This is a genomic window from Streptomyces sp. NPDC048275 (assembly GCF_040652275.1).
Lineage (GTDB): Bacteria > Actinomycetota > Actinomycetes > Streptomycetales > Streptomycetaceae > Streptomyces.
In genome coordinates this window covers 49,837-66,030 of the sequence record NZ_JBEZLR010000009.1, presented here as the reverse complement: position 1 = coordinate 66,030, position 16,194 = coordinate 49,837, and the positions used below count along the sequence as shown (strand labels likewise).

Below are 16,194 nucleotides of genomic sequence, written 5' to 3'. Positions count from 1 at the left end.
GGCTCGCGGCTGCGACGCAAGAGGCGTCACGCGGCCGTACGACAGGCGAGCGCGCGCAGGAACGACAGCGCGGCCCGTGCCGTCGCGTCGTTCTGCCGGAACGCCGGGCCGCCGGTACGGGGCCGGGTGAACGCGCCCGAGCCCCGGGCATCGGTGTGCGGACCGAGCGCGAAGCGCCGGGGGTGCGGGGTGCCGGAGCGGTCCAGGACGCGACCGTCCGCGGGGTCGACGGCCAGCAGCCCTTCCGGGGTCCCGGCGGCCCCCTCGGCGTACAGCTCGCGCAGCAGCGTGTCGCGGGTGCGCTCGACCGTGGGGTGCGGCAGCCGGGCTTCGACGAGCGCGCGGGCCTCGATCGTCACGCCGGGCACGGTGGCACTGCCCGCCCGGAAGACCCCGTCCTCGGCGGTGACCGTCATGTCCGCGCCCACGAACTTCAGGATCCCGGCCCGCGACAGGGCAAGCATCTGCCGCAGCCGCGGTCCGGGCGGCCCCGACGCGAGAAAGCTGAAGAAGCCGTGCCACCAGGAGCCGATGTCGCCGAGCCGGACCAGTTGGCCGTAGACGGAGAGCAGTCCGAGGAAGACGGCCAGGTCCGGGCTGTGTGAAGGATCGTGACGTCGTCTCAGATCGTCCTCGATGTACCCGCGCAGTCCGCTCTGGAGTTCCTCGTACGAGGTGTGGCGCACCCCGTCCAGCGGCCGGTCCAGCGCGGCGAGGTCGAGCCGGTCGGCGGGGTCGGGCACGGCGGCCGCCACCAGGGCCTGGATCTCGGCGCCGCCGTCGGCCGCCGCGTACTTCTCCTCGAAGTCCGTCCAGGCGATCCGGGTCCGCTCGGGGTGCGCGGCGAACAATCGGTGGTAGTGCGCGAACCCCAACTCCTTCTCGACCAGCGGCCACACGTCCCGCCGGAAGTCGAAACCGTCCGTGCGCGCGAGCAGCCCGTCGACCTCGCCCGGCCCGAAGAACCGGGGCAGTGGCGGCCGTTCGCCCACCCAGTCGTAGTCGATCTTGGAGTGGTAGGGAACGCCGCGCCGGGAGCCGACGTACAGCACGGGCTCACGCCCGGACGGGAGGTACCTCTCCCCCTCATGGCGCCCGCCGCGCCCCTCCGTGAGCAGCACCATCAGGTCGACGAAGGCGAGGCCGAAGCCGCGCACCAGTACCGGTTCGCCGGGCGCGAGGGCGGACAGGTCGCTGTCGGCGGTGAAGTCCGGCGGCAGGTGGACGAGGTCGTTTTCGCGCGCGTACGCGGCCACATCGCGCTGTTCGTCATCGAGTTCGGCGTCGAGATGGCCGAGCGTGAGGACGACGAGATCGGCGAGGAGCGGTCGCGTACGGCCCTCCAGCCAGACCCGCTGACGGTCCTCGCGCGGGCCGCCGACCCGCAGGGCGCGGCGCGCGTGGTGCCGGACCGTGATGCCCGGCGGCAGGGCGGCCACCGTCCGTTCGTACACCCAGCGCAGGTAGGCGCCCTGCCGCTGCCGGTCGGCGAAGGTACGCTCGTCGAGCTGCGCCCATTCGTGCAGCGTCGGGCCTTCGCGGACCGGGCCGGCCATGTCCACCGTCTCGTCGGTGAACATGGTGACGTCCTCGGCCTGCGAGTTCATCCACAGCAGCGGCGACTGCTCCTCGCGCCAGATGCGTCCAGCGCCCACCGGATACGGGTCGACGAGATGGATGTCGAGACCTGAACCGGCGTACAGCTCGGGCGCGTTGGCGGCAATCCGCTCCAGGAGACCGGTCCCCCGCGGCCCTGCCCCCACGATCACCAGCGACGGGCGTCCGGTACTCATCGGGTGCGCTCCGAACCGCGCGCGTAGTGCCGCTCGACGTAGTACTGGCCGACGCTGAGGACGGAGGTGACGACGACGTACCAGAGTGTGGCCACCATCAGCAGCGGAATGACCTGGTAGGTACGGTGGTACACGAGCTGCACGGAGTAGAGCAGGTCCTGCACGGCGATGACGCTGACGATGGAGGTGCCCTTGAGGGTGCCGATCAGCATGTTCCCGGCGGGCGGCACGATGGAGCGCATGGCCTGCGGCAGCACGATCTTCCACCAGCGGCGCCACTGGCTCAGGCCCAGCGCCTGCGCGGCCTCGATCTGGCCGCGGTCGACGGCGAGGATGCCGCCGCGCACCACCTCGGCCGCGTAGGCGGCCTCGTGCAGCGTGAGGCCGATGATGGCGACGGTGACCGGGCCGAGCAGGTTCACCGTCTTCACGCCGAGGATCTGCGGGTACAGCACCCCGATGTTGAACCAGAACAGCAGCTGCACCAGGATCGGCATCGACCGGAACAGCCAGACGTATCCCCAACTGACCGCCCGCAGCACGGGGTTGGCGGAGAGTCGGCACGCGGCGAGCAGCGTACCCAGCGCGAAGCCGAGCGCCATCACGACCGCGGTCAGCCAGAGGGTGAGCCACAGGCCGCGCAGCACGGCGGCCGAGGTGAAGTAGTCGGCGACGACGCCCCATTGGAACGCGTCATTGCGCGCTACGGAGTTGACGGCGAACCCGAGCAGGATGAGGACGACGACGGCGGCCGTCCACTGACCGAGACGGCGCCGCGGGACGATGCGGGGCGGCGTGGCGTCTTCCGGTGCGGCCGCGGTGACCTTGGTGAGGGTGTCGGATGACATGCAAAGGCTCCGTGATGCGTCGAGTCGAACACACGGGTGCCTTCACACAGGGCGCCACGAGGACGCCGTACGGCCGAGCCCCTCAGCAGGGCCGTCCGTCGAGACTACGGGGCCGTTTCCCCTCACTGTCAAGGCTGTCCATACTGTGAGCCGTACGTCTCAAGCCAGTTGACGGGGAAACGGATGCCTGTTCCACTTATGCGCATGCATTCGCAGCAGTGGCTGGTCACGCGCTCCCACATCGACTTCGGTCGCGTGTGGTCCGCATCCTGTTGAGCTGACCTCCGGCGCCCTCTCCGACGGGCGCCTTCTGCGTTTTTCCGGCGCTCGGGCGCCGTTGCCCACGCCTTCACACGCGCACCCCTCCCCTCGCGCTTCCTCACCTTCTGCTGCCCAGGAGACCGCTCACCATGCGAACGACCACGCGTACTCACCATCGGCATTTTGCCCCGTTTGCCCTGATCACGTCGGTGACCCTGCTCCTCGCGGCGTGCGGCTCCGGCTCGAACGACTCCACCGGTGGTACCGCCCAGGCCGCGGCCAAGAGCGACGACGGCATCCCCACCACGGATGTCGTCTCCGCCATCAAGAAGGACGCGGCCGCGGCCGGGCTGCTGCCGTCCGGGGTGCGGAGCCTCACCGTCGCGGTCAGTGTCGGCGGTACGCCGCCCGGCACCGCGTACCTGTCCGACGGCAAGACGCTGACCGGCCAGGACCTCGACTTCACTAACGCCGTCGGCAACGTGCTCGGCATCGAGCTCAGGACGGAACAGGCCTCCTTCGAGGCGATCCTGCCGGCGCTCGACAGCGGCAAGTACGACTTCGGGGCCAGCAACTTCGGCGTGACCGACGAGCGCCGCAAGGTGATCGACTTCGTCACCTACATCAATGACGGCCAGGGCTTCGCCACCCGCGCGGACAGCAAGCTGTCGAAGATCACCGATCTGAAGCAGCTGTGCGGGCTGAACGTCGCGACCGGCGCGGGCACGACCTTCGAGGCGACGCTGGAGGAAAACAAGAAGGTCTGCACCGACGCCGGCGAGAAGGCGTATCAGGTGCAGACGTACAGCGAGCAGGGCGCGATCTGGTCCTCGCTGCAACAGGGCCGCAGCGACATCGTGATGAGCACGATCAACGGACTGCGCTACGCCGTCGCCCACCAGCAGGGCGTCAAGTTCCTCAACGAGTACCACCGCCTCGACGTCGGCTTCGCCTTCAAGAAGGGCACCAAGCTTGCGCCGGCCTTCCAGGCCGCGGTGAACAAGCTCATCGCCGACGGCACCTACGCGAAGATCCTGAAGAAGTGGGGCACGACGGGTTCAGCGATCACGAAGTCCCAGATCTCCCCACCGGAGCTGAAGGACTGAGGGCTCTCCCGCAGCCAACGAACCGACACAAGGCCCGTCAGAGCCCACAGTCACTTTCCTTGTCCTCCACGGCGTCCAGGAGATGCGCGAGCCGCCCGACGAGCCGCCCGGCCTCGGCGAGCGGCTCTGCGTTTCCGGGGCGCCCGGCCAGAACCGCGGACACGACCCCGCCGTCCGCCGCCGCCCTCCCGGAGCTCGGCCTGAGCCTCAGTCAAAACCGGTACGAGCAGCCCTTCCTCATGGGTGAAAACCCGAGCGAACCGCCCGTGATCCCCGCGGAGCGCGAGGCACAGCCCGCGCAGACGCGCCATCCACTGGGCCTTGAGCCCTTCACCGAGGCGATGCGATGACCGCAGGGCCGCACGATTCCGAACACGACACTCCCCCGTACCTCGTACGGCGTTGAGCCGCGGCATCGTACCGACCCCCTCGTTCACCCGTACGCCCCACCCATCACCCGAACACCGTCGAGAATCATATTTCACTCTTAGTCAGCAGCTGTACGCAGCAAGTCCCTTGGGGCACGCGGGCTCTCGACGAATTCGCTGTGCACCAGTACCGTCACGAAACCCCCGCGCGGCGTCTATCCACTTGGCGCGACATCCGCATCATGGACGACCATGGGGATGCGGAAAGCAAGAAAGACCGCTGTGAGAGGAGGCGTCCATGGGATCGGTGCGCAAGGCGAGTGCCTGGCTTGGCCTCGTCGACGACAACGATGACGAGCGTTACTACGACGACGACAACTACGCCGAGGGACAGGACTCGGGCGATGCCTGGGTCACCGACCCGCGTGTGAAGGTCGCGTCCGAGACGGCGGAAGAGACAGGCCGCCGGATCGGCACGGTCACCCCGGACAGCTTCCGGGACGCACGCGGCATCGGCGAGCTCTTCCGGGACGGCGTCCCGGTCATCATCAACCTCACGGCCATGGAGCCCGCCGACGCCAAGCGCGTGGTGGACTTCGCGGCCGGTCTGACCTTCGGCCTGCGCGGCACCATCGAGCGGGTCGCCACCCGAGTCTTTCTACTGACTCCCGCCAACACCGAGATCGTCAGCGGCGAGGCCGCCGGCCGTCAGACGGGCGGGTTCTTCAACCAGAGCTGAGGCAGGGCCGCTCACCGGCCCTGCTCTCCGCGCTCGGCTCACCGGAAGGCGTCGAGTCCGGTGAGCGCCTTGCCCAGCACGAGCTGATGCATCTCGACGGTGCCTTCGTAGGTCAGCACCGACTCGAGATTCGTGGCGTGCCGCATCACCGGGTATTCGAGCGAGATCCCGTTGGCGCCGAGGATGGTACGGGCGGTCCGGCAGATCTCGATCGCCTCCCGTACGTTGTTGAGCTTGCCGAAACTGACCTGCTCGGGACGGAGCCGTCCCGCGTCCATACGTCGCCCCAGGTGATGGGCGAGCAGAATCCCCTTGTGCAGTTCGACCGCCATGTCGGCGAGCTTGGCCTGGGTGAGCTGGAAGCCGCCGATGGGCCGCCCGAACTGCTCACGCGTCTTGGCGTACGCGACAGCGGCCTCGAAACTGGCCCGCGCGGCGCCCATCGCGCCCCACACGATCCCGTACCGAGCGTGCGAAAGACAGCTGAGCGGGCCCTTGAGCCCGCTGACCTCGGGCAGCACGGCAGCGGCGGGCAGCCGTACGTCATCGAGGATCAGCTCACTGGTGACGCTGGCCCGCAGCGACCACTTGTGCTTGATCTCCGGCGCGGAGAACCCGGCCGTGTCGGTGGGCACGACGAACCCGCGAATCCCGTCGTCGGTCTGCGCCCACACGACGGCGACCCCGGCCACCGACCCGTTGGTGATCCACATCTTCCGCCCGTTCAGGACCCAGTCCCCGCCGTCGCGCTTGGCGTACGTCCGCATGGCGCCCGGGTCGGATCCGTGGTCGGGCTCGGTCAGCCCGAAGCATCCGATGACGTCACCGGCGGCCATGCGGGGCAACCACTCCCGCTTCTGCTCCTCGCTCCCGAACCGATGAATCGCGTACATGGCGAGCGACCCCTGCACGGAAACGAGGGACCGGATCCCGGAGTCGGCGGCCTCGAGCTCCAGACAGGCGAGCCCGTACTGCACGGCACTGGCCCCGGCGCACCCGTATCCCTCGAGCGACATCCCGAGCGCCCCGATCCCGCCCAGCTCCCGCGCCAGCTCCCGGATCCCGGGCAGCTCGCCCTTCTCGTACCACTCGGCGACGTACGGCAGCACACGCTCCGCGGCCCAGGCCCGCACGGTGTCCCTGATCGCCAGGTCCTCCGCGTCCAGCAGGTCGTCGATGCCGAGGGGGTCGGCGGGGTCGAAGGACGGGAGCTTCGAGGACGCGGGCATGACAGAACCTCCGGCACGCTAAAACTAGCGGTGTTAGTCACAACTTCGCCGCCGACGCTACGACGCAGTCTCCCGCACGTCCAGTACCTCTCGGAGGTGCGGGTTGCAGGCCCTCGGCATTCGAACACGTAGCCGCCCACGGCGCATCACCCCCGCAGGAGACGAGCACTTGTCGACGAACCCGAAACGGACGGTGCGCGGGTGGGAGAACTACACAGACACGCGGGACTCCGCGACGTCCCGAGGCGCCGGAATAGCGGCAGGCGCCCCACACTCCATCACCCGCGGCAACCGCAACGCCATCGCCGCCCCCAACAGCAACAACCCCGCGCTGACCAGCAACGTCACATGCAGCCCGTGCACGAAGGAGTCCCGAGCCGCATGCCGTAGGGCCTCCCCCCGAGCCCCGCCCAGCCGCGCAGCGACGTCGTACGCCTCCCCCAGCGAGTGCCCCGCCGCCGCGGAATCGCCCGCCGGAACCCCTCGAACGGACGACAGCCCCGGCGCGTACGCCGCGTTCATCACACTTCCCAGGAGCGCGATCCCGATCCCGGCACCCAGTTGGTACGAGGTCTCACCGATCGCCGCGGCCCCACCCGCCTGTGCGGGCGGCGCCTCGCTCAGCATCGACTCGTACGCCCCGAAGAGCGTCGTCTCCAGCCCGAACCCCAGCAGCAGGAACCCGAAGAGCAGCAGCCAGGTGTTGTCGTCCTTGCCCATCGCGGTGAGCGCGACCACCGCGGCCGCGGTGAGGCAGAACCCGGCGCTGACCATCGCGCGCGGCCCGAACCGCCGCAGCATCTGCGCGCCCGCGAGCCCCGCGGCCATCGCCGCGAAGGTGAGTGGCAGCAGCCGCAGCCCGGTCTCCAGCGGTGACAGCCCGAGCACCAGCTGCAAGTACTGCGCGGCGATCAGCTCGAGCCCGACGAGGGCGAGCATGGCCAGCACGATGCACCCCACCGACGTACTGAACGCGGGCCGCGAGAACATCCGCAGATCCACCAGCGGATGCGCGCGCCGCCGCTGCCGCCGTACGAAGCCGGCCATCAGCGCACCGCCCACGAGCAGCGGCGCCAGCGTCAACGGACCGAACGGCGCTTCGCCGCCACCGAGCCGTTTCACTCCGAGCACGAGCCCGAAGAGCCCGGCGGCGGCCATCAGAGCGCCCACCACGTCCCAGGGACCATTGCGGTCGCCGCGCGACTCGGGCAGCAGCAGCCGCCCGATCGGCAGGCTGATGAGCATCAGCGGAATGTTGATGAAGAAGACGGACCCCCACCAGAAGTGCTCCAGCAAGAACCCGCCCAGCAAGGGCCCCACGGCCGCGCCGACCGCGGCGACCGCGCTCCAGATCCCGATCGCGAGCGCCCGCTCCCGCCGGTCGGGAAAGACCTGGCGCAGGATCGACAGCGTCGCGGGCATGATCATCGCGCCGCCGACGCCGAGCAGGGCACGGGCCGCGATCAGGACCTGGGCGTTGTCGGCGAGCGCGGCAATCCCCGAAGCGACGCCGAAAAGCGCGTATCCCAGAAGGAGGACCCGTCTGCGGCCGACCCGGTCGCCGAGCGTGCCGAAGAGGATCAGCAGCGAGGCGCAGACGAGCGGGTAGACGTCGACGATCCAGAGCAGCTCCATCGCACCGGGCTTGAGGTCCTCGGTGACGGCGGGCACCGCGACATGCAGCACGGTGGCGTCGAGGGCGACCAGCAGGAGACTGACGCAGAGGACGACGAGGACGACCCAGCGGTTGGCACCGGCCCCGGCCTCCCGACGGCACCGCGCAGCGGCCGTGGTCGTCCCGGACATGTACGTACCTCCCAGATGTTCCCTCGCGTTCGGCGGATCCGCTGGGTGGGGACTCCCTGCGGCTGCGGCCCGGAAGATGAAGGACGAGGAGCGGTGTCCCGGGCGCACGCAACAAAGGCGAGTGAGCGGCCAGCGTACGCGAGTTCCCGTCGATGACGGGTGGCGGACCTCTCACGTTCTCCTCGCCGGGCGTGTGGCGTGCGCCACGCTTCCTCTGGTCCACCACGCACCGCGTGACCGGCCGGTTCCGTGCACCGTCGATAATCGAGCGCGTGACCGATCTTGAGACGCCCGTCGTGACGCCGCCCCGCGGGGGCGCCCTGCGTCGCGCCGCGCCCGCCCTCCTCGGGTACGTGGGCGTCCGCGCCCTCGGCCTGATCGTCCTCGCCCTGTGGAGCGCGGCGAACGACAAGCGCGCCCACCAGTTGCTGACGGCTCGCTGGGACTCCCTCTGGTACACCCGGGTCGCCGAGTTCGGCTACGGCTGGGAGGTCCGGCTGCCGAACGGCGACGTGCACTCGAACCTCGCGTTCTTCCCGCTGCTGCCCTGGCTGGAGCGGCTCGTCTCGGCGCTCACTCCGCTGTCGTACGCCGATGCGGGCCTGCTGGTCAGCACGCTCGCCTCCCTCGCCGCGGCCTGGGGGATCTTCGCGGTCGCGGACCAGGTGTACGGACCCCGCGTCGGCGTCTGCGCCGTGCTCGTGTGGGCGGTGCTGCCCGTCGGCATCGTGCAGTCGATGGCGTACAGCGAGTCCTTGTTCACGGCGCTCGCCGCCTGGTCGCTCTACGCGGTGCTGACCGGCCGCTGGGTCACGGCGGGTGTACTCGCCTCACTCGCCGGGCTGACCCGACCGGTGGGAGCCGCGGTGGTGGCGGCCGTGTGGGTGACAGCGATCGCCTCGTTCGTGCGGGAGCGGAGCGCGCCACCCGCGGACCGCGCCCCCGTGTGGCGACGCGCCCTCGGCATGCTCCTCGCGCCACTCGGCGCCGCCGGCTACGTCCTGTGGGTCGGCCACCGCACCGGAAAGGGGATGCTGGGCTATCTGGACATCCAGGCGCAGTGGGGCAACGGCTTCGACGGCGGATACGCCTTCGCCCGCTTCGTCGGCGCCAAGTTCACGTCGTTCCCCTCGGCCCTGGCCGGCGTGGGGCTGATCGTCGGGGTCGCCCTGGTGATCTGGCTGTATGTGACCTGCGTACGGCAGGCGCAGCCGCTGCCCCTCGTGGTGTACGCGGGGATCGTCACCGCGCTCGCCCTGTGCGCGTCGGGCTACTTCGGCTCGAAGCCGCGCCTCCTGCTGCCCGCCTTCCCTCTGCTGCTGCCCCTCGCACTGGCCCTGGCCCGGCTGCGTATGTCCAGGTCAGCGCTGATCCTCGGCGGCGTGGCGGCGGCTTCGGCGGTCTACGGGGCCTTTTGGCTGAACGGCTCGGGACCGCCGTGATCAACTCCTCGGTGCCCCGTGAGCGGACGGTGAGCGGACGGAAAACTCCACGCCAGGACCCGGTGAACGAATTCAAAAGGGCGATAAAACCGAAGCCTCCGACCGATCAATGGAATTGAAGGGATCACGCGCCGAAGATTAGAGAATCATTGGAAATAAACATCGCCCTGAGAGGAATCCCACATCACATCGTCATCACAAAGCGAGTGATTGGGCCTGGAACACAGCTCACTCGCTGTAACGTCGATTGAGTGCGTACCGAAGGAAACCTCACCCGTCTGGACCGGGTCTTCGCCCGGCTGGACCGTGAGCCGGAACGGCCGGCCCACATCGATGTGCCGAAGATGAGCCGGCACAGGGTTGTGCTCTTCGCAGCAACCCTGGCCTTTTACGTGGCCATCGTGTGGGCCGTGGCGATCACGTCGTGGCTGGTCCGGTTGGACTGGCAGGTCATGTTCTTCCGGCCTTACCAGCAGTGGCCGTCGATCCACGCGTTCCTCGACTACTACGTGGTGCTGGGCCAGCGCGGCCCCACCGCGGTGATGGTCGCCGCCTGGCTGGGCTGGCGCGCCTGGCGGCAGCACACCCTGCGACCTCTGCTCACGCTGGGTGCCTCCATCCTGCTGCTGAACATCACGGTCGGCGCCGCCAAGCTCGGCATGGGCCGTCTCGGCCCGCACTACGCCATCACCATCGGCTCGAACGAGATGGGTCTGGGCGGCGATATATTTCCCTCGGGCCACACCGCGAATGCCGTCGTGACCTGGGGCATCCTGGCCTATCTGGCCTCGACCCCGCGGGCCAGGCGCTGGCTCTCCGCCCTGTCCGCCGTGACCTCGCTCGGCGTCGGCCTCACCACCGTCTACCTCGGTACACACTGGTTGAGTGACGTGGTGCTGGGCTGGGCCGCGGGTCTGCTGATCCTGCTGGCGCTGCCCTGGTGCGAGCCGCTGATCGCCCGTGCCGAGGCCGGGATCTTCACGCTGCGCGACACCTGGCGCGCCCGTCGCGGCCTCGGGGCACCCGCCCCGGCCGCCCCTCCGGCCCACGCTCCGGTGAGCACACCCGTCCTGGTCAAGCAGTCCACCGTCGCGGAGGAGGAGGTTCCCGCGCACGAGGCGGCGGCCGCCGCCCGCTCGCCCCGAGCGCCCGTCTACCTGGCCCCCGGGCCGCACACGGCCCGCTCGGAGCGCACCCCGGTCACCCCGGTCGGCAGCCGCCGCCCGCCGCACTCGGACCGCACGCCGCGCACCACCACCACAACTTCGGCGCGACCCCTGGCAGGCGGCTGAGACGCAGGTCAGCGGGCCGGTACGCACCCACCGCCCCGCACGACGAAGGCCCCCGGCTCCCACAGGAGCAGGGGGCCTTCGCGCATGCCGCAGGCCGCGCCGTCAGCCCTTCCAGCAACGGGCCACCCGGCCGCCGGCGACCTCGAAATTCAGCCGCCCCACGCGGTACTCCATGGTGATGATCGCGCCGGGCGGCAGCGAGCGCACCGAGGACCAGCCGTGCTCCCGGGCACGGTTCTCGGCGCTCCTCGCCTCCAGTCCGACATAACTCTCAGGACTGTCCTCGGGCTCTGCGGGAGGGGTGGGAATGGGTGCCATGACCGCCACGTTAGGCGGCCCGCCGCGGGCGGGGAAGCCCTGCCCCGTCCCCTTCGTCACCGGTCCCTCTCCGGTCACACTTCTGTCACAGGATCACGACACGCGTGTCGGCCGAACTCCGTCACACGTACGAGGGGTTCTGTACGTGTCACGCACTCCTTCGAACGTAATTCGGGACTATCTTGACGCCGTCCTGAATAAACCGATGGAAAGTGCGGAGACCGTCGTACGGCGATGCGTTTCCCAAGCAATCCATTCCGATTCGGGGCATGTCGCTGAAGCCGACACCGCATAGGAAATGCACGGTTCCCGCACAGAACCCCCGCACACCCTCTGTCGGAGCACGGGGCAACGCGCACATCGTGGCGTGAGCTTCGGGCAGGCCCACGGCGCGACGGCGAAGGGGCGAAGGGGCGAAGCAATGGGGACGGACACCGCGCAGGCGACGGCGCGACCCGTACGCACGGGGCGGCCGGGACGACTGGTCGTGGACTGGCTCACCACCACCGACCACAAGAAGATCGGCCACCTCTACCTGATCACGTCGTTCGCCTTCTTCCTGATCGGTGGCGTGATGGCGCTGCTGATGCGCGCCGAGCTCGCCCGGCCCGGCCTGCAGATCATGGACAACAACCAGTTCAACCAGCTGTTCACGATGCACGGCACGATCATGCTGCTGCTTTTCGCGACCCCGACCTTCGCCGGGTTCGCCAACGAGATCATGCCGCTGCAGATCGGCTCCCCGGACGTGGCCTTCCCGCGGCTGAACATGCTCTCGTACTGGCTGTTCCTCTTCGGCGGCCTGATCGTCCTCGGCTCGCTGCTGGTGCCCGGCGGCCCCGCCGCCTTCGGCTGGTTCGCCTACGCGCCGCTCAACAGCCTGGAGCGCTCACCCGGCATCGGCGCCGACATGTGGATCATGGGCCTTGCGCTGGCCGGCTTCGGCACGATCCTCGGCGCGGTCAACTTCATCACGACCATCATCGGGATGCGCGCCCCCGGCATGACGATGTTCCGGCTGCCGATCTTCACCTGGAACACCCTCTTCACCTCGATGCTCATCCTCTTCGCGTTCCCGGTGCTCGCGGCAACGCTGCTGGTCCTCGAGTCGGACCGGCGGTTCGGATCGGTGGTGTTCGACGCGACCAACGGCGGTGCGCTGCTGTGGCAGCACCTGTTCTGGTTCTTCGGGCATCCCGAGGTCTACATCATCGCGCTGCCGTTCTTCGGAATCATCACGGAGATCCTCCCGGTCTTCAGCCGGAAGCCGGTCTTCGGTTATCTGACGCTGGTCGGCGCGACGATGGCCATCACCGGTCTGTCGATCGTCGTGTGGGCGCACCACATGTTCGCGACGGGCGCGGTGCTGCTGCCGTACTTCTCGTTCTTGTCGTTCCTGATCGCGGTGCCCACGGGCGTGAAGTTCTTCAACTGGTCCGGCACCATGTACAAGGGCTCGCTCTCCTTCGAGACGCCCATGCTGTGGGCCGTCGGCTTTCTGGTGTCGTTCCTGTTGGGCGGTCTGACCGGGGTGATCCTGGCCTCGCCTCCGATGGACTTCCAGGTCACCGACTCGTACTTCGTGGTCGCCCACTTCCACTACGTCGTCTTCGGCACCGTCGCCTTCGCGACCTTCGCCGGCTTCTACTTCTGGTGGCCCAAGTTCACCGGCAAGCTGCTCGACGAACGGCTCGGCAAGATCCACTTTTGGACGCTCTTCGTCGGCTTCCACATCACGTTCCTGGTGCAGCACTGGCTGGGTGCCGAGGGCATGCCGCGCCGGTACTCCGACTATCTGGCCGCCGACGGCTTCACGGCGCTCAACACCGTCTCCACGATCGGCGCCTTCCTGCTGGGCATCTCGACGCTGCCGTTCCTCTACAACGTCTGGAAGACGTCGAAGTACGGCACGAAGGTCGAGGTCGACGACCCCTGGGGCTTCGGACGCTCCCTGGAGTGGGCGACCTCGTGTCCTCCGCCCCGGCACAACTTCGTCACGCTGCCCCGGGTCCGCTCCGAGTCCCCGGCGTTCGACCTGCATCACCCCGGGTTCGCGGCGGCCCCTGCGAAGTCCGCTCCAGCGCCCGGGACAGCAGGTCCCGGGCCGTCCTGATCGTCTCGGTGGCATCCTCCGGTACGAGCACCTCGAACTCGAAGCCCATCATCATCACGTGAATCACCATCACGTCGAGGCTCGCCGCGCCCGTGCGCAGCACACAGCTCTCGGAGGTCTCCGCTTCGAGGACCCCCGCCGAGGGCGAGATCCGCTCCGCCGCCTCCGCCATGGGCACGAACAGCCGGACGACCCCGTGCACGGCGTACGCGCGCGTGGAGACGCCTTTGGAGACATACGCCGCGAGATCCTCGGCCGGTGGCGTACGGGGCGTGAAGCGGGGCCCGTGCGGCGGCCTGGGCGTGATGCGGTCCACCCGGAAGGTGCGCCAGTCCTCGCGGTCGATGTCCCAGGCGACCAGGTACCAGCGGCGCTCGGTGCACACCAGGCGGTGCGGTTCGACGGTGCGGCGGGACGGGGAGCCGTCATGGTCGCGGTACTCGAAGCGCAGCCGCTCCGTGTCACGGCAGACGCCCGCCAGTTCGGTGAGCACGCCCGGGTCGACGGCGGAGGGCTGCGCGCCGCGCAGCATCGGCACGGTGAAGGCGTTGAGGGCCCCCACGCGGCGACGCAGCCTGCCCGGCAGCACCTGCTCGAGCTTGGCGAGGGCGCGTACGGAGCTCTCGCCGATGCCTTCGATGCCCTGCCCGGCGGCCGTGCGCAGCCCGACCGCCACGGCGACCGCCTCGTCGTCGTCCAGGAGCAGCGGCGGCAGCTCGGCCCCCGCACCGAGCTGATAGCCGCCTCCCGTGCCGGGGCTGGCGTTGACCGGATAGCCCAGCTCCCGCAGCCGGTCCACATCGCGGCGCACGGTGCGGGGCGTGACACCGAGGCGGTCCGCCAGGTCGGCGCCGGACCATTCGCGGTGGGCCTGCAGCAGCGACAGCAGGCGCAGCAGTCGTGCCGATGTCTCCAACATGGCTGCGAGTCTGCCAGCCCTTGCGGACAGCGACTGTCCGCAAGGGCCCGGTCGGCTTGCGCACATCAGGGCTCGTAGGACAGTTGCCGCACGTCGAAGCAGTCGCTGTTCATGTCGCCCTGGGAGACCCAGCCCCGGCCGTCCTCCCAGCGGGCCACCGAGACGCATGTCCTGCGGGTCCTCGGAGGCTCGGGCAGATGCTCGTAGGACACGGGGATCAGCAGGCCGCCCGCGGTGTACGGCTCGCCGCGGTTCATGAAGGAGTCGACGCACGCGCGCGTGACGCCCGTCCCCGCACAGGACTTCGCCGCGTCCGTGAACCACATGGCGGCCGCCCAGCCCTCCAGCTGCCACTGGGAATGCGTCTTCAGGCCCTTGGTCGCGTCGCGGAACTCCCGTACGGCGGCGTTGTCCGTGTCCTCGTAGTTGCGGCTTGACCCGGTCGCCCACAGGGCGTTGCGGCAGCGCGGCGCGTCTTTGTAGTCCTCCGGGACGGTGGATGTCCAATTCTGCACATTGGTGACCTTGGCGATGACGTCGGCGCCGACGTCGTCCATCGCCTCGCACAACTGGGCGTTGCCGTGGGTGTCGATGGCGTCGAAGACGAGGTCGGCACCCTGTTCCTTCAGATCGGCCGCGGCGGCACGGAAGTTGGGCAGCGCGAAGTCGACCTGTTCGGCGACCACCTTGTAGCCCTCGGCCTTCAGGCCCTGGGTGACGAGCCGGGCGTACGCGGCCGACGCGGACTGGTTGTAGGAGACCACGGCGGCCGTACGGGCGCCCTGTGCGCGCTGGAAGTAGCGGTAGACCTCCGTGCCGCCGTACAGCTTCCCGCCCCAGCCCGGCGTCCCGCTGCGGGGCGCGAGGCTGCCGTAGATCCCGTAGAGGTGCGGATAGGTGTCGTACGCCGCACCGATGGGCTGGCCGCCGATGTCGGGCACGCGCGCGTGGGACACCCGGGAGGCGCCCGCGTAGTCGAGGGCGGTGGTGGCGACGAGCGCGACGACCTTGTCCTCGTCGATCAGCCGGTGCACGCACGCGTTGTTGCCGACGCCGCTGCCGCCGTCGTCGCAGACGCGCACCTCGACCGGGCGGCCGCCGATGCCGCCGCGCGTGTTCAGGCGGTCGAAATAGGCCTTCGCCCCGTCACGCGGGCCGGTGAAAGCGGAGCCGCCGACGGGGCTGGTGGCGCTGGTGATGATGCCGACGCGGAGCGGGGCGGTGCCCTGCGGGGCGGGAGTGGACCGGTGCGCGAAGTCGCTCTCCGGGAGGCGGCTGCCGCAGGCCGTGCCGAGCAGGAGCAGCAGGCCCACGGCGGCCGACTCAACAGCCGGGGCCCGGCGACTCATTGCCGCTCAACTGCACCAGCGCGCACAGTGTGTTGACGGAGACCTTCCAGGTGCCGTCCTGCTCGACGGCCGTACCGGCGGCACCCGGCAGGGCGGTGGCGCCCTTCAGGAGCAGCGCATACGTCACCTCCGCGTCGGTCGGCGAGGTGAACTGGACCTTCTGGACCTGGGACTGCACCTGCCGGCCCCGCTCGTCACCGCTGAAGCCCTGCAGCACCTCGCTCATCCTGGCGCCGTTCTCCAGGACGGCCTGCTTGTCCTTCAGGGAGACGGCCGGGTCGAAGAACTTCTCCCAGTTCTGCCTGACTTCCTTCTCGGCCGCCGCCGGATCCGCCGGGGCCGTCACCGTCGCCGTCGGGCTGGGCGGCGCGCTGCTGGACTGCTCCACGGAGGGCGTGGGCGGCGTCGTACTGCCACCGCCGCTGTCGTCGCTGCACGCCGTGAGGGCCGCCGCCAGGACGACGACCAACGCCGCCGCCCCCCGGCCGTTCGCCCGCCTGAGATCGCTCCCGAGAACCATCTGGCTCACCACCGGGTGTCGGTCCGGGCCGGTTGCGCCCGGTGCTTTCAGGGTCAGCTTCCAGAAGGCATAGTGCAGTCCATTGGCCGGC

General features: G+C 69.6%; 13 protein-coding genes and 1 pseudogene. 5 read left to right on the top strand and 9 right to left on the bottom strand.

The window, feature by feature from the left end:
- Positions 1-26: 26 nt before the first annotated feature.
- Both AB0D57_RS08345 and AB0D57_RS08340 read right to left on the bottom strand, forming a co-directional pair.
- Positions 27-1,793, bottom strand: coding sequence for an FAD/NAD(P)-binding protein (locus AB0D57_RS08345; RefSeq protein WP_362068702.1), 1,767 nt, complete (start codon positions 1,791-1,793; stop codon positions 27-29).
- On the bottom strand, positions 1,790-2,641 hold the full coding sequence (locus AB0D57_RS08340; RefSeq protein WP_362068699.1) for an amino acid ABC transporter permease: 852 nt from the start codon (positions 2,639-2,641) through the stop codon (positions 1,790-1,792). The genes AB0D57_RS08345 and AB0D57_RS08340 overlap by 4 nt, the downstream gene beginning before the upstream one ends.
- A gap of 410 nt (positions 2,642-3,051) precedes the next feature.
- On the opposite strand from AB0D57_RS08340, the gene AB0D57_RS08335 reads away from it, so the two are divergent.
- Complete coding sequence (locus tag AB0D57_RS08335) at positions 3,052-4,008, top strand: ABC transporter substrate-binding protein (RefSeq protein ID WP_362068696.1); 957 nt, start codon at positions 3,052-3,054, stop codon at positions 4,006-4,008.
- 49 nt (positions 4,009-4,057) lie between these two features.
- On the opposite strand, the pseudogene AB0D57_RS08330 reads toward AB0D57_RS08335, so the two are convergent.
- A pseudogene (locus AB0D57_RS08330) lies at positions 4,058-4,384 on the bottom strand (hypothetical protein); the annotation flags it as partial.
- Positions 4,385-4,674: 290 nt separating this feature from the next.
- Between AB0D57_RS08330 and sepF the strand changes: the two are divergent.
- On the top strand, positions 4,675-5,115 hold the full coding sequence (gene sepF, locus AB0D57_RS08325) for a cell division protein SepF (protein WP_362068693.1): 441 nt from the start codon (positions 4,675-4,677) through the stop codon (positions 5,113-5,115).
- 38 nt (positions 5,116-5,153) lie between these two features.
- Here sepF and AB0D57_RS08320 read toward each other — a convergent pair whose 3' ends face one another.
- Complete coding sequence (locus AB0D57_RS08320) at positions 5,154-6,344, bottom strand: acyl-CoA dehydrogenase family protein (RefSeq protein WP_362068690.1); 1,191 nt, start codon at positions 6,342-6,344, stop codon at positions 5,154-5,156.
- 210 nt (positions 6,345-6,554) lie between these two features.
- Positions 6,555-8,150, bottom strand: coding sequence for an MFS transporter (locus AB0D57_RS08315; protein ID WP_362068687.1), 1,596 nt, complete (start codon positions 8,148-8,150; stop codon positions 6,555-6,557).
- Positions 8,151-8,422: 272 nt separating this feature from the next.
- Between AB0D57_RS08315 and AB0D57_RS08310 the strand changes: the two genes are divergently transcribed.
- The gene (locus AB0D57_RS08310) at positions 8,423-9,592 is read left to right on the top strand and encodes a glycosyltransferase family 39 protein (protein WP_362068684.1); all 1,170 of its coding nucleotides are present in this window, start codon (positions 8,423-8,425) and stop codon (positions 9,590-9,592) included.
- A 251-nt stretch (positions 9,593-9,843) separates the two neighbouring features.
- Positions 9,844-10,884, top strand: a complete 1,041-nt coding sequence (locus AB0D57_RS08305) for a phosphatase PAP2 family protein (protein WP_362068681.1) — start codon at positions 9,844-9,846, stop codon at positions 10,882-10,884.
- 102 nt (positions 10,885-10,986) lie between these two features.
- Here AB0D57_RS08305 and AB0D57_RS08300 read toward each other — a convergent pair whose 3' ends face one another.
- Positions 10,987-11,202 (bottom strand): I78 family peptidase inhibitor, encoded by a 216-nt coding sequence (locus AB0D57_RS08300; RefSeq protein ID WP_362068678.1) that lies wholly within the window; start codon positions 11,200-11,202, stop codon positions 10,987-10,989.
- 421 nt (positions 11,203-11,623) lie between these two features.
- On the opposite strand from AB0D57_RS08300, the gene ctaD reads away from it, so the two are divergent.
- A complete protein-coding gene (gene ctaD / locus AB0D57_RS08295; protein ID WP_362068675.1) occupies positions 11,624-13,315 on the top strand; it encodes a cytochrome c oxidase subunit I in 1,692 nt (563 codons plus the stop codon).
- On the opposite strand, the gene AB0D57_RS08290 is transcribed toward ctaD, so the two are convergent.
- From AB0D57_RS08290 to AB0D57_RS08280, 3 genes are all read right to left on the bottom strand, one after another.
- A complete protein-coding gene (locus tag AB0D57_RS08290; protein ID WP_362068672.1) occupies positions 13,197-14,234 on the bottom strand; it encodes a YafY family protein in 1,038 nt (345 codons plus the stop codon). The two genes, ctaD and AB0D57_RS08290, sit on opposite strands and share 119 nt — an antisense overlap.
- A gap of 65 nt (positions 14,235-14,299) precedes the next feature.
- The gene (locus AB0D57_RS08285) at positions 14,300-15,583 is read right to left on the bottom strand and encodes an ABC transporter substrate-binding protein (RefSeq protein WP_362068669.1); all 1,284 of its coding nucleotides are present in this window, start codon (positions 15,581-15,583) and stop codon (positions 14,300-14,302) included.
- Positions 15,558-16,103, bottom strand: a complete 546-nt coding sequence (locus AB0D57_RS08280; protein WP_362068666.1) for a hypothetical protein — start codon at positions 16,101-16,103, stop codon at positions 15,558-15,560. Before AB0D57_RS08280 ends, AB0D57_RS08285 begins: the two co-directional genes overlap by 26 nt.
- Between the last annotated feature and the right edge of the window lie 91 nt (positions 16,104-16,194).

Coding starts and splice junctions, on each gene's coding strand:
- AB0D57_RS08340 (WP_362068699.1), bottom strand. CDS start 2,641: ATGTCATCCGACACCCTCACCAAGGTCACCGCGGCCGCACCGGAAGAC.
- AB0D57_RS08290 (WP_362068672.1), bottom strand. CDS start 14,234: ATGTTGGAGACATCGGCACGACTGCTGCGCCTGCTGTCGCTGCTGCAG.
- sepF (WP_362068693.1), top strand. CDS start 4,675: ATGGGATCGGTGCGCAAGGCGAGTGCCTGGCTTGGCCTCGTCGACGAC.
- AB0D57_RS08285 (WP_362068669.1), bottom strand. CDS start 15,583: ATGAGTCGCCGGGCCCCGGCTGTTGAGTCGGCCGCCGTGGGCCTGCTG.
- ctaD (WP_362068675.1), top strand. CDS start 11,624: ATGGGGACGGACACCGCGCAGGCGACGGCGCGACCCGTACGCACGGGG.
- AB0D57_RS08280 (WP_362068666.1), bottom strand. CDS start 16,103: ATGGTTCTCGGGAGCGATCTCAGGCGGGCGAACGGCCGGGGGGCGGCG.
- AB0D57_RS08320 (WP_362068690.1), bottom strand. CDS start 6,344: ATGCCCGCGTCCTCGAAGCTCCCGTCCTTCGACCCCGCCGACCCCCTC.
- AB0D57_RS08345 (WP_362068702.1), bottom strand. CDS start 1,793: ATGAGTACCGGACGCCCGTCGCTGGTGATCGTGGGGGCAGGGCCGCGG.
- AB0D57_RS08315 (WP_362068687.1), bottom strand. CDS start 8,150: ATGTCCGGGACGACCACGGCCGCTGCGCGGTGCCGTCGGGAGGCCGGG.
- AB0D57_RS08335 (WP_362068696.1), top strand. CDS start 3,052: ATGCGAACGACCACGCGTACTCACCATCGGCATTTTGCCCCGTTTGCC.
- AB0D57_RS08300 (WP_362068678.1), bottom strand. CDS start 11,202: ATGGCACCCATTCCCACCCCTCCCGCAGAGCCCGAGGACAGTCCTGAG.